Origin of the sequence: Providencia sneebia DSM 19967 (genome assembly GCF_000314895.2) — a bacterium.
In the GTDB taxonomy this organism is placed as follows: Bacteria; Pseudomonadota; Gammaproteobacteria; order Enterobacterales; family Enterobacteriaceae; genus Providencia; species Providencia sneebia.
The window spans coordinates 2536735-2548693 of the sequence record NZ_CM001773.1 but is presented as its reverse complement, the minus strand read 5'-3'; the positions used below and the strand labels follow the sequence as shown (position 1 = coordinate 2548693).

The window sequence follows — 11959 nt, the reverse complement described above, 5'->3', positions numbered from 1 at the left end:
TTTGATTCCATTAAATGTCTTACGCCATTGCAGCATTTGTATGCAATCAAATAGTCAATTAATTAAACTCGTCATCCTTCAAGTTGACTCAGTATTCACTGTTCTAAGTTACTCAAATTACATGTTCTACATGTTAATTGGGATATCTTCGGCAGACGCGTACACGCAACTTGATTATTTGGCTCGTTTATTATGCCAATTATCATTTTATCAAACATGATGGCAATAATTATGTATTATTCCATTGTCGACGTCATTATAGCAAGTTGATACGTCAGTAATATTGAAATTTTATTTAGATTTATGATTAATGAGCTATTCTTTGAGCAAATAAAAAAAAAGATAAAAAAATTTGTGGAGTCGGTATGATATATTTCGCCAATAAGGTCGTAATTTAATCAATTAGAGCTAGCCATTTCCGAATGAAAACACAAAACCAAGTACAGTTTATTGATATTAGCGATGACGAAGCGGGCCAACGCATCGATAATTTTTTGCTCGCAAAACTAAAAGGTATCCCGAAAAGCATGATTTATCGCATTATCCGTAAAGGAGAGGTGCGGGTAAATAAAGGCCGTATTAAGCCAGAATATAAATTAGCGCCGGGCGACCAAGTTCGTGTACCTCCTGTGAGAGTCGCAGAGAGAGAAAATGCGCCTGTATCCGCTAAGCTGGGGAAAGTTGCTGCACTGGCTGATTGTATATTGTATGAAGATGAATCAATATTGGTGATTAATAAGCCTTCAGGTACTGCCGTACATGGCGGAAGCGGATTAAGCTTTGGTGTCATTGAGGGATTGCGTGCTTTACGTCCTGAAGCACGCTTCTTGGAATTAGTTCATCGTTTAGATAGAGATACATCCGGCATATTGCTCGTTGCTAAAAAACGTTCAGCGTTAAGAGCATTGCATGAGCAATTGCGTTTGAAACAAATGCAAAAAGATTATATGGCATTAGTCAGAGGTAACTGGCAATCACACACGAAAGTAATTCAAGCACCATTGCTGAAAAATATTTTACAAAGTGGTGAGCGTATAGTGCGCGTTAATCCTGAAGGGAAACCCTCAGAGACACGCTTTAAAGTTGAAGAACGTTTTGATAATGCAACATTAGTGAAAGCAAGCCCAGTGACAGGACGCACACATCAAATTCGTGTGCATACGCTTCATGCGGGGCATCCTATCGCATTTGATAATCGTTATGGCGATAAACAATTTGATGCTCAACTCGCTGGTACAGGACTAAAACGCTTATTCCTGCATGCAAGTTCATTGAAATTTACTCACCCGAAAACAGGTGAAGAGATGCGCCTACAAGCACCGCTAGATGATGAGTTATCTCATTGTTTAAAAGTACTCAGAGCGCGTAAATCATCTTAATTTAGTGATTTGTGGGAGCTGAAAACTCAGCTCCCACATCTTGCTGGTTAACGTTGCAATGGGTTAACACCACAATTTCTAAGCATTTGTGATAGAAGAATTAAAGGCAAACCAATTAATGTATTTGGGTCTCGACCTTCAAGCTTATCAAATAAGGTAATGCCCAATCCTTCCGATTTAAAACTTCCTGCACAATAGTAAGGCTCATCCTTACGCAAATAAGTCACAATCTCTTCATCATTTAAAGAACGAAAGTGAACATGAAAGGGTTCGCATTGGACTTGGCAAGATCCTGTTGCTGAATCTAATAAACAGACAGAGGTATAAAATGTGATTTTTTTGCCGGATGCCTGTTTGAGTTGTAGAACGGCGTTTTCAAAAGTCAGTGGTTTGCCTAAAATTTTATCCTCAATCACGCAAACTTGGTCTGATCCAATAATTAAATGTTGAGGATAGTGTTGGCTGAGAGCATGTGCTTTTGCTTGAGCTAAACGAATGACTAAATTTTCAGCTGATTCATTTAACAAAGGTGTTTCATCAACATCGGGAGAAACAGCTAAAAAGGGCAGACCTAACTTTTCTAAGACCGTTTTTCGGGATGCCGAACTTGATGCCAAAATAATCGATTTCATATTTTTCTCGAAATACATAGCTAAAATGATCAACTCATTTTAAACTATTTAGCGCTTAACCAGCGTTTTTTTGATGAAAAGGCGAGTTTACCCCGCCTTTTTCTTTGACTATAACCCATTACAAAGTTAATATGCGCGCCTTATGCAAAAGGTAAAATTACCCCTGACTATCGATGCGCAGCGTGCAGCTCAGAAAAACCTCGACTACGTCGGGAGTTATAAACCTGAGCAAGTAACACGTGTTGCCGATTCAGTAGTCAGTGTAGACAGTGATGTTGAAAGCGAGTTATCATTTTTTATTGATAAGCAACATCTGACCGTGTTGAAGGGGCATTCCGATGTGGATGTGACTTTACAATGTCAGCGTTGCAGAAAAGATTTCGAACATCATGTTTACGTATCGTATTGTTTTAGTCCTGTCGTCAATGACGAAAAGGCCGAAGCATTACCGGAAGGCTATGAACCAGTTCAAATTGATGAATTTGGTGAAATAGATTTGCTGGGATTGATAGAAGATGAAATAATTCTTTCCTTACCAGTCGTTCCGGTTCATGATTCTGAACACTGTGAAGTGTCCGAAGCGGACATGGTATTTGGTGAACTACCGCCTGAGGCGGAAAAACCAAATCCATTTGCCGTATTAGCCAGCTTAAAGAAAAGTACTTAAGGAGTAAGGTCAATGGCCGTACAACAGAATAAACCAACTCGTTCAAAACGCGGTATGCGTCGTTCACATGATGCACTGACTGCTACCCTAGTTTCTGTAGACAAAACTTCAGGTGAAACTCATCTGCGTCACCATGTGACTGCTGATGGTTATTACCGTGGCCGTAAGGTTATCAATAAGTAATTTTTATACTTACAAGTTGATACCTTGGCTAATCTAACCATCGCGTTAGATGCTATGGGCGGGGATGTTGGTCCCCGCATCACAGTGCCTGCAGCATTGCAGGCTCTAGCATCTAATCCATCATTAAAGCTATTGCTTGTCGGTCAACCTGACGCTATTAATCCTTTGCTTGCACAACAAAGTGCGGAGCTAATCTCGCGTGTCGAAATTATTCCGGCTGAAGGTGTGATAGCAAACGATGCTAAGCCATCAAATGCCATTCGCCAGAGTAAAGGTACTTCTATGCGAATTGCGTTAGAGCTAGTTAAGTCGGGACAGGCACAGGCATGTGTAAGTGCGGGTAATACAGGAGCTTTGATGGGATTAGCTAAATTGATGCTAAAATCCATTGAAGGTATTGAACGCCCTGCATTAATGACAATTTTGCCTAATCAGCTAAAAAGTCAAACGGTGGTGTTGGATTTAGGTGCAAATGTCAATTGTAGTAGCGATATGCTTGTGCAATTTGCTGTTATGGGCTCAGTTGTTGCTGAAGAAGTTGTCAAGATTCAATCACCAAAAGTTGCATTATTAAACATTGGTGAGGAAGAGAGTAAAGGGCTTGATAATATCCGCGAAGCCGCCGCAGTACTTAAAGAAACAGCGGCGATAAATTATATCGGTTACGTTGAAGGTAATGAATTACTGACGGGTAAATCTGATGTATTTGTCTGTGACGGCTTCGCAGGTAACGTCACATTGAAAACAATGGAAGGTGTCATCCGTATGATCCTTTCTTTGTTAAAATCAACGGAAACACAAAGTAAAAAACCGAATTGGCTCGTTCAATTGGTTAAAAAGTGGCTCAAAAAGCGCCTTATGAAACGTTTCGGGGAATTAAATCCCGACCAATATAACGGTGCTACTCTGTTAGGCCTAAAAGGTATTGTTATTAAGAGTCATGGTGCCGCAAATGAAGGTGCTTTTAAAGCAGCGATTGAGCGAGCAGTTCAGGCTGTTGACAGACAAGTGCCTGACAGAATCGCAGCTCGTTTGAATGTTGTATTACCCAGGAGTGATCAATAACCTATGTATAGCAAAATATTAGGCACTGGTAGCTATTTACCGGAGCACATTAGAACGAATGCTGATCTAGAAAAAATGGTTGATACTTCTGACGAATGGATTGTAACGCGTACTGGCATTCATGAAAGAAGAATTGCGGCTGAAGATGAAAGTGTTGCAGATATGGGCTTCCGTGCTGCACAAAAAGCGTTAGAAATGGCGCAAGTGGATAGCAACGAAATTGGCTTGATTATTGTTGCGACAACGTCTTCAACCCATGCGTTTCCAAGTGCTGCATGCCAAATCCAACAAATGTTAGAGATTAAGGATTGCGCAGCATTTGATATTGCAGCAGCATGTGCTGGCTTTACGTATGCTATCAGTATTGTTGATCAATTTATAAAAACAGGCATGACTAAAAAAGCACTGGTAATTGGTGCAGATGCATTGTCCAAGACATTAGATCCAAAAGATCGCGGTACAATTATTTTATTTGGTGATGCAGCAGGTGCGATGGTTGTCGGTGCATCTGAAGAACAAGGTATTTTATCAACCCACCTTCATGCTGATGGGCATTATGGTGAGTTACTTGCATTGAAAAATAGACCTCGTCACTCTGATGACCAAGCTTATTTAAGTATGACGGGTAATGAAGTTTTTAAAGTTGCAGTACGCGAACTTGCTCATATTGTCGATGAAACATTAGAAAAAAGTGGTGTGACGAAAGAAGAACTTAATTGGCTGGTGCCTCACCAAGCTAATTTAAGAATTATTTCAGCAACAGCCAAAAAACTCGATATGGGCATGGATAAAGTTGTAGTGACCTTAGATCGCCATGGTAATACCTCAGCTGCTTCTGTGCCAACGGCATTTGATGAAGCAGTTAGAGATGGGCGTATACAGCGTGGTCACTTAGTACTTTTAGAAGCTTTTGGTGGTGGATTCACTTGGGGCTCTGCACTGGTTCGTTTTTAATTTACTGAGAAAATAGACATGACACAATTTGCTATGGTTTTTCCCGGACAGGGATCTCAGTCTCTTGGTATGTTATCTGCATTAGCGGCTGAAAATCCGTTAGTAGAGCAAACATTCGCTGAGGCATCTGAAGTATTAGGTTATGACCTATGGGCATTAACACAAAATGGTACAGATGAAGAATTAAATAAGACTTGGCAAACTCAGCCAGCTTTATTAGCCGCTTCAGTCGCAATTTTCCGTGTTTGGAATGAGAAAAATGGTCCTATGCCAGCGGTTATGGCAGGGCACAGCCTTGGCGAATATTCAGCACTTGTCTGCGCAGGTGTGATTGATTTTAAAGAAGCCATTAAATTAGTTGAACTGCGCGGTAAACTGATGCAAGACGCTGTTCCAGCAGGGACAGGCGCGATGTATGCTATTATTGGTTTAGATAACGAATCTATCGCAAAAGCATGCCAAGATGCAGCACAAGGACAGGTTGTTTCACCTGTTAACTTTAACTCACCGGGTCAAGTTGTTATTGCGGGAGAAAAAGAGGCCGTAGAACGTGCAGCGGCAGCGTGTAAAGAAGCTGGCGCAAAACGCGCATTGCCTCTTTCAGTTAGTGTGCCATCTCATTGTGCATTAATGAAACCAGCAGCAGAAAAATTAGCTTTAGCACTACAAGAAATTACATTTAATGAGCCAAAAGTCTCAGTTATTAATAATGTAGATGTTAAAATCGAGCTGTCGGCTGAAAATATTCGTGATGCATTAGTTCGCCAGTTGTATAATCCAGTTCGTTGGACAGAAACGGTAGAACTAATGGCAGATCAAGGTGTTGGACATTTGGTTGAAATTGGACCAGGAAAAGTCTTAACTGGTCTTACCAAGCGTATTGTTGCGAATTTAACTGCCGTCGCAGCTAATGATCCTGTATCATTAGGCTCTGCTTTAGAAAACCTCTGAGGATGATCATGAGCTTTGATGGAAAAATTGCACTTGTAACAGGCGCGAGCCGTGGTATTGGTAAAGCGATTGCTTTAACATTAGCTGCGGGTGGAGCAACTGTTATTGGGACTGCAACAAGCGAAAAAGGGGCAGAAGCGATTTCTGCCTACTTAGACGGAAAAGGCAAAGGTTTTGCCCTTAATGTGACAGACCCTGCATCAATTGAGGAAACTTTAGGTAATATTCGCCAAGAATTTGGTGAAATTGATATACTTATCAATAATGCAGGTATTACACGTGATAACCTTTTAATGCGTATGAAAGAAGATGAGTGGCAAGATATTATTGACACTAACCTTTCATCCGTTTACCGTTTATCTAAGTCCGTATTACGTGCGATGATGAAAAAACGTCATGGTCGCATCATTTCTATCGCTTCTGTTGTAGGTGTGATGGGTAATGCGGGGCAAACAAATTATGCGGCAGCGAAAGCCGGGCTAATCGGTTTTAGTAAATCGTTAGCACGTGAAGTTGCTTCCCGTGGTATCACCGTCAATGTTGTTGCACCTGGTTTTATTGAAACTGATATGACTAAGGCGTTGACAGACGAACAGCGTGCAGGCATTTTATCTCAAGTTCCTGCTGATAGGCTGGGTGATGCGCAAGAAATTGCCAGTGCTGTAGCATTTTTGGCCTCTGACCAAGCAGGTTACATCACAGGTGAAACATTACATGTTAATGGCGGCATGTACATGATCTAAAGAAGTGTGGGAACCATTTGTGTTTTGAGTGTAGTTACACGAATTAATGCAAAGTTATGGTTTCAACAGCCGGGATTGAGTTGTATCTTTTCCTGTAATTTATAAACTACGAAAACCATCGCGAAAGCGAGTTTTGATAGGAATTTTAATAGTATGAGCACTATCGAAGAACGCGTTAAGAAAATCATCGTTGAACAACTGGGTGTTAAAGAGGACGAAGTTGTAACAGCAGCTTCATTTGTTGATGACTTGGGCGCTGATTCTCTTGACACAGTTGAGTTGGTTATGGCTCTGGAAGAAGAGTTCGATATCGAAATCCCTGACGAAGAAGCTGAAAAGATCACAACGGTGCAGGCTGCAGTTGATTACGTCTTGGAAGCAACGAAGTAATTGTTTTAAAACATATCTAGGCGGTCACTCGACCGCCTATGTCTTTTTGGTAACTTTTCCCTCCTTGGAGGATTTACGTGTCTAAGCGTCGTGTAGTCGTAACCGGACTGGGCATGTTATCTCCTGTCGGCAACACAGTTGAATCATCATGGAAAGCTGTTTGTGACGGACAGAGTGGTATCAGCCTCATCGAAAATTTTGACACTACTAATCACGCAACTAAATTTGCGGGTGTAGTGAAGAATTTCAACTACGAAGATTATGGCATCTCCCGCAAAGAAGCTCGGAAGATGGACTCATTTATCCAGTATGGAATTGCAGCTGGCGTACAAGCCATTAAAGATTCTGGATTGGAAGTAACAGAAGCCAATGCTACTCGTATTGGTGCAGCGATTGGTTCTGGTATTGGTGGTCTAGGGTTAATTCAAGATAACTGTGAAGCACTACAAAGTGGCGGCCCTCGCAAAGTCAGTCCATTCTTTGTGCCTTCTACGATCATTAATATGGTCGCCGGTCATCTGAGCATCATGTATGGTTTCCGTGGCCCAAGTATTTCCATTGCAACTGCTTGTACATCTGGTGTGCACAATATTGGTCATGCAGCGCGTATGATCGCTTATGGTGATGCAGATGTCATGCTGGCTGGTGGTGCAGAAAAAGCAACAACGCCATTAGGTGTTGCGGGTTTTGGTGCTGCTAGAGCATTATCTACTCGGAATGATGACCCGCAAGCGGCTAGCCGTCCATGGGATAAAGACCGAGATGGTTTTGTTTTAGGTGATGGAGCAGGGATTCTCATTATTGAAGAGTATGAGCATGCGAAAGCTCGTGGCGCAAAAATTTATGCAGAAATCGTTGGTTTCGGCATGAGTAGTGATGCATATCACATGACATCACCACCAGAAAACGGTGAAGGTGCTGCGCTCGCAATGGCGAATGCCTTAAATGATGCAGGACTTACTGCACAGGATATTGGTTATATAAATGCTCATGGTACCTCAACACATGCAGGTGACTTAGCAGAAGCTCGCGCAGTTGTTTCTCTTTTTGGTGACGACACTGATGTATTAGTGAGCTCAACCAAATCAATGACTGGGCATTTGTTAGGTGCTGCTGGTGCAATAGAGTCTATTTTTACTGTTTTATCCTTGCAGGATCAAATTGTCCCACCAACGATTAATCTGGATAATCCAGATGAAGGTTGTAATCTAGATTTTGTACCAGGCGAAGCAAGAAAAGTGGAAAACATGGAGTACGCTTTGTGTAATTCATTTGGCTTTGGTGGTACTAACGGTTCATTAATTTTCCGCCGTTATAATCAAGAATAGCGAAAAAGTTGCTTATTTTTAAGGCCTCTGTATTTGTACAATGCAGGGGCTTTATTTTTGGCTGATTTTTGCGATGTGAGTAACTTTAGTTTATGATAATAATATTTTGTTACTTACTGATTTATCAGTTATATATTTAAGAGTATCCAATGTCATACTGGGTAAATGGAATTGAAAGTCAATATATTGACGCTTCCGATCGGGCAGTACAATTCGGTGATGGATGCTTTACAACTATTCATGTATTCAATCACCAACCAAAAATGCTTGATATGCATATTGCTCGGCTTATGCATGATAGCGCGCGCCTAAAATTACCTCAGCCAGATTGGCCAGAACTCGAAAAACAAATTTCTGCGATTTGTCAGCAGCAAAGCGCTGATGAATTTGTGATGAAAATTATTCTGAGTCGCGGTGCTGGTGGTCGTGGTTATAGTTCAGTCGGGTTTACTTGTCCAACTGTTGTGATCTCAATAGCGCCTTTCCCTAAACATTATCAAGAACTGCAACGCACTGGTACAAAACTCATTTTGAGCACGATCCCAACGAGTAAAAATGCTTATCTTGCCGGTATGAAACACCTTAATCGACTCGAACAAGTATTAATTCGTCAAGAGATAGATGAAGCCCAAGCTGATGAAGCATTAGTCACTGATACAGACGGCCTTCTTGTTGAATGTTGTACTGCAAATATTTTTTGGCGTAAAGGTGATTGCGTATTTACTCCAAATTTAGCGCATTCAGGGGTAAATGGCTTGATGAGACAAAGAATAATTGAATGTTTAATGGCAAGCCAATATTCATTGGAAGTGGTTGAGCGTTTTCCTGATGTATTATCTTGCAGTGATGAGGTGATCATTTGTAATAGTTTGATGCCTATTTTGCCTGTCGTGAATATCCGAGTAGACGAAAATAAGCCTTCTTGGCATTATCAATCCCGAGAATTATTTGAATATCTCTTTTTACATTGCCAAATTTAATTATTTGAATGGTTGATGAATGAAATTAGTCAAAAAAATATCCATTGCTGTCGTGGTCGTTTTAGCCGTGGTTGCGGTTACTGCTTATGTTATGTATCAGCAAGTTTTGAATTATGCCAAAGTACCACTGAACTTGACTCAAGAAACCATTTTTACTGTTCCTTCAGGGACGGGGCGCGTTGCGCTTGAAAGCTTATTGGTTGATGAAAAAATAATCAATCAAAGTAATGAGTTTCAGTGGCTATTAAAAATTCGCCCCGAACTCGCGAAAATGAAAGCGGGAACCTATCGTTTGCAACCTAATATGAATATTGAGCAGCTGCTTGCCTTAATTGCGAGTGGCAAAGAGGCACAATTTTCCATTCGGTTTATTGAAGGTAATCGCTTATCTGACTGGACGACGATTTTACTCGATGCGCCTTATTTAAAGCATGAGGTGCAAGATAAAACACCAAAAGAGCTCTATTCGGCAATTGGTTTTGAAGGGGAAGGCAGTCTTGAAGGTTGGTTGTATCCTGACACCTATATGTATACCGCAGGTACTCGTGATATTGATATTTTGAAGCGCGCCCATCAGCAAATGAAAAAAAATGTTGATGATATCTGGCAAAGCCGGAGCAAAAATCTCCCTTATAAAAATCCTTATGAAATGTTGATCATGGCATCTATTATTGAAAAGGAGACGGGCATTGATAGTGAAAGAGATCAGGTTGCTTCTGTTTTTGTCAATCGCTTGAATAAGAATATGCGATTACAAACTGACCCGACGGTGATATACGGGTTAGGTGAAAAATATCGTGGTAAAATTTATCGCAGTGATTTAGAAAACTATACGCCGTACAATACTTATCGCATTGATGGGCTACCGCCAACACCGATTGCCATGCCAAGCTTGGCGTCACTAAAAGCCGCTGCGCATCCTGCAAAAACGGATTATTTATACTTTGTTGCAGATGGAACGGGTGGGCATACATTTAGCCGCAACCTTGATGCTCACAATCGTGCTGTAAAAGTCTATCGGCAAATTGAAAAACAAAATTGATAAATTAAATGAAAAACGCATATATCGTTATTGAAGGATTAGAAGGTGCAGGGAAAACTACAGCGATTAAAACAGTGGTTGAAACCTTGAATCAATCTGGCATACAAGAGATTACTTTTACAAGAGAACCCGGTGGAACGCCGCTTGCGGAGAAATTACGCGAGCTGATAAAGCAGGGGATCACCGGTGAAAAGGTGACAGATAAAGCAGAAGTCTTGATGTTGTATGCGGCTCGCGTTCAATTAGTTGAAAATGTGATCAAACCTGCTTTGGCTGCGGGGAAATGGGTGGTGGGTGATAGACACGACTTATCATCTCAGGCTTATCAAGGTGGTGGGCGCGGAATTGATAAACAATTGATGCAATCTTTACGTGATTTAGTGTTGGGTGAATTTAAGCCAGCATTAACGCTTTATCTTGATTTGCCACCAGAGTTGGGCTTACAACGCGCTCGCGCTCGCGGTGAATTAGACAGAATTGAAAAAGAGTCCCTTGCTTTTTTTGAGCGTACTCGTGCTCGTTATCTTGAGTTAGCCGCCGAAGATGAAACGATTTTGACAATTGATGCAAGCCAAAATTTAGAGCAAGTACAACAAGATATTCGTCAAACACTTCAGCAATGGCTAACGCGATAAAGGTGAAAGGATGAAATGGTTTCCTTGGCTGAATGAAACATATCGCCAGTTGGTTATGTCCTATCAACAAAATCGTGGACACCATGCACTATTATTGCACTCATTACCGGGCAATGGCGCAGAAGCATTATGTTATGGCATAAGCCGCTGGTTGATTTGTCAAAATAAACAGGGTATTAAAAGTTGTGGTGAATGCCATAGCTGCCAATTAATGTTAGCAGGAACACACCCTGATTATCATATTTTAGAGCCTGAAAAAGGTAAAACGGCCATTAGTGTCGATGCTGTACGCAAATTGACGGAAAAATTAAATAGCCATGCACAGCAAGATGGTGCGAAGGTGACTTACATTCCGCTCACTGAAATGTTAACAGACGCAGCGGCAAATGCATTGTTAAAAACATTGGAAGAACCAACAAAAGAGACCTATTTTTTGTTGGGGTGTGAAAAGCGCGAAAATTTATTAGCAACTTTGCGTAGCCGATGTTTTTATATGTATTTATCACCACCAAAACAAGATGTTGCGTTATATTGGTTACGGCAACAGCAAGCTAACATAAATGATAATGATGCCATTACAGCCTTGAAATTATGTCAAGGCGCGCCGATTGCTGCAATGTCGTTATTGGAGCCCGAGTTTTGGCAGCAAAGAAATGGTTTTTGCCAAAACCTTGCTTCAGCGCTGGAGCATCATGACATGCTGTCATTACTGAGCGTTATGAATAATGTAAGGGTGACAACTGTTATTGATTGGTTATTGGGATTATTAACGGATAGCATGAAATTACAACAAAATGCATCGCAATTTTGTTTAAATCAAGACCAATTACCACTTGTGGGCATGCTGGCCGATAAAATGACAAGTAGCCAATTATATGATGTCTATGAAGGATGGCAAAATTGTCGTCAGCAATTAATAACAGTACCTGCACTTAATCAAGAGTTACTGTTGACTAATCAGTTATTACAATGGGAGGCTTTATTAGCCACCCTAACACGATAAAAAGAGT

The 11959-nt window shown here is 41.0% G+C and carries 14 protein-coding genes; 13 read left to right on the top strand and 1 reads right to left on the bottom strand.

Translation table 11 applies throughout. The features are described 5' to 3' along the window. Nucleotides 1-422: 422 nt before the first annotated feature. Nucleotides 423-1379: a 23S rRNA pseudouridine(955/2504/2580) synthase RluC gene (gene rluC / locus OO7_RS10595; protein WP_008915951.1), complete on the top strand. Its 957-nt coding sequence runs from the start codon at nt 423-425 to the stop codon at nt 1377-1379. Between the two features lie 47 nt (nt 1380-1426). On the opposite strand, the gene OO7_RS10590 is transcribed toward rluC, so the two are convergent. Beyond that, the gene (locus tag OO7_RS10590; RefSeq protein ID WP_008915950.1) at nt 1427-2011 is read right to left on the bottom strand and encodes a Maf family protein; all 585 of its coding nucleotides are present in this window, start codon (nt 2009-2011) and stop codon (nt 1427-1429) included. 142 nt (nt 2012-2153) lie between these two features. Here OO7_RS10590 and yceD point away from each other — a divergent pair, with 142 nt between their 5' ends. From yceD to holB, 12 genes are all read left to right on the top strand, one after another. Continuing rightward, nucleotides 2154-2678, top strand: a complete 525-nt coding sequence (yceD, locus tag OO7_RS10585) for a 23S rRNA accumulation protein YceD (protein WP_008915949.1) — start codon at nt 2154-2156, stop codon at nt 2676-2678. A 12-nt stretch (nt 2679-2690) separates the two neighbouring features. Next, the gene (rpmF, locus tag OO7_RS10580) at nt 2691-2861 is read left to right on the top strand and encodes a 50S ribosomal protein L32 (RefSeq protein WP_004253223.1); all 171 of its coding nucleotides are present in this window, start codon (nt 2691-2693) and stop codon (nt 2859-2861) included. Between the two features lie 24 nt (nt 2862-2885). After that, nucleotides 2886-3926: a phosphate acyltransferase PlsX gene (gene plsX / locus OO7_RS10575; protein WP_008915948.1), complete on the top strand. Its 1041-nt coding sequence runs from the start codon at nt 2886-2888 to the stop codon at nt 3924-3926. A 3-nt stretch (nt 3927-3929) separates the two neighbouring features. Further along, nucleotides 3930-4880: a beta-ketoacyl-ACP synthase III gene (locus OO7_RS10570; RefSeq protein ID WP_008915947.1), complete on the top strand. Its 951-nt coding sequence runs from the start codon at nt 3930-3932 to the stop codon at nt 4878-4880. 18 nt (nt 4881-4898) lie between these two features. Next, nucleotides 4899-5831 carry an ACP S-malonyltransferase gene (gene fabD, locus OO7_RS10565; protein ID WP_008915946.1) on the top strand — a complete coding sequence of 311 codons (933 nt, stop codon included), beginning with the start codon at nt 4899-4901 and terminating at the stop codon, nt 5829-5831. An 8-nt stretch (nt 5832-5839) separates the two neighbouring features. After that, on the top strand, nt 5840-6574 hold the full coding sequence (gene fabG / locus OO7_RS10560) for a 3-oxoacyl-ACP reductase FabG (protein WP_008915945.1): 735 nt from the start codon (nt 5840-5842) through the stop codon (nt 6572-6574). A 153-nt stretch (nt 6575-6727) separates the two neighbouring features. Beyond that, nucleotides 6728-6964 carry an acyl carrier protein gene (gene acpP, locus OO7_RS10555; RefSeq protein WP_008915944.1) on the top strand — a complete coding sequence of 79 codons (237 nt, stop codon included), beginning with the start codon at nt 6728-6730 and terminating at the stop codon, nt 6962-6964. Nucleotides 6965-7041: 77 nt separating this feature from the next. Then, complete coding sequence (gene fabF, locus OO7_RS10550; protein ID WP_008915943.1) at nt 7042-8292, top strand: beta-ketoacyl-ACP synthase II; 1251 nt, start codon at nt 7042-7044, stop codon at nt 8290-8292. Nucleotides 8293-8441: 149 nt separating this feature from the next. Continuing rightward, nucleotides 8442-9272 carry an aminodeoxychorismate lyase gene (gene pabC, locus OO7_RS10545; RefSeq protein ID WP_008915942.1) on the top strand — a complete coding sequence of 277 codons (831 nt, stop codon included), beginning with the start codon at nt 8442-8444 and terminating at the stop codon, nt 9270-9272. A gap of 19 nt (nt 9273-9291) precedes the next feature. After that, nucleotides 9292-10314, top strand: coding sequence for an endolytic transglycosylase MltG (mltG, locus tag OO7_RS10540; protein WP_008915941.1), 1023 nt, complete (start codon nt 9292-9294; stop codon nt 10312-10314). A gap of 8 nt (nt 10315-10322) precedes the next feature. After that, nucleotides 10323-10949, top strand: coding sequence for a dTMP kinase (tmk, locus tag OO7_RS10535; protein WP_008915940.1), 627 nt, complete (start codon nt 10323-10325; stop codon nt 10947-10949). Nucleotides 10950-10959: 10 nt separating this feature from the next. Next, on the top strand, nt 10960-11952 hold the full coding sequence (gene holB / locus OO7_RS10530; protein ID WP_008915939.1) for a DNA polymerase III subunit delta': 993 nt from the start codon (nt 10960-10962) through the stop codon (nt 11950-11952). The last annotated feature ends 7 nt before the right edge of the window (nt 11953-11959 follow it).

Excerpts from the sequence above, each read along its gene's own strand:
- rluC (WP_008915951.1), top strand. The coding sequence starts at position 423 with ATGAAAACACAAAACCAAGTACAGTTTATTGATATTAGCGATGACGAA.
- OO7_RS10590 (WP_008915950.1), bottom strand. The coding sequence starts at position 2,011 with ATGAAATCGATTATTTTGGCATCAAGTTCGGCATCCCGAAAAACGGTC.
- yceD (WP_008915949.1), top strand. The coding sequence starts at position 2,154 with ATGCAAAAGGTAAAATTACCCCTGACTATCGATGCGCAGCGTGCAGCT.
- rpmF (WP_004253223.1), top strand. The coding sequence starts at position 2,691 with ATGGCCGTACAACAGAATAAACCAACTCGTTCAAAACGCGGTATGCGT.
- OO7_RS10570 (WP_008915947.1), top strand. The coding sequence starts at position 3,930 with ATGTATAGCAAAATATTAGGCACTGGTAGCTATTTACCGGAGCACATT.
- fabD (WP_008915946.1), top strand. The coding sequence starts at position 4,899 with ATGACACAATTTGCTATGGTTTTTCCCGGACAGGGATCTCAGTCTCTT.
- fabG (WP_008915945.1), top strand. The coding sequence starts at position 5,840 with ATGAGCTTTGATGGAAAAATTGCACTTGTAACAGGCGCGAGCCGTGGT.
- acpP (WP_008915944.1), top strand. The coding sequence starts at position 6,728 with ATGAGCACTATCGAAGAACGCGTTAAGAAAATCATCGTTGAACAACTG.
- pabC (WP_008915942.1), top strand. The coding sequence starts at position 8,442 with ATGTCATACTGGGTAAATGGAATTGAAAGTCAATATATTGACGCTTCC.
- mltG (WP_008915941.1), top strand. The coding sequence starts at position 9,292 with ATGAAATTAGTCAAAAAAATATCCATTGCTGTCGTGGTCGTTTTAGCC.
- tmk (WP_008915940.1), top strand. The coding sequence starts at position 10,323 with ATGAAAAACGCATATATCGTTATTGAAGGATTAGAAGGTGCAGGGAAA.
- holB (WP_008915939.1), top strand. The coding sequence starts at position 10,960 with ATGAAATGGTTTCCTTGGCTGAATGAAACATATCGCCAGTTGGTTATG.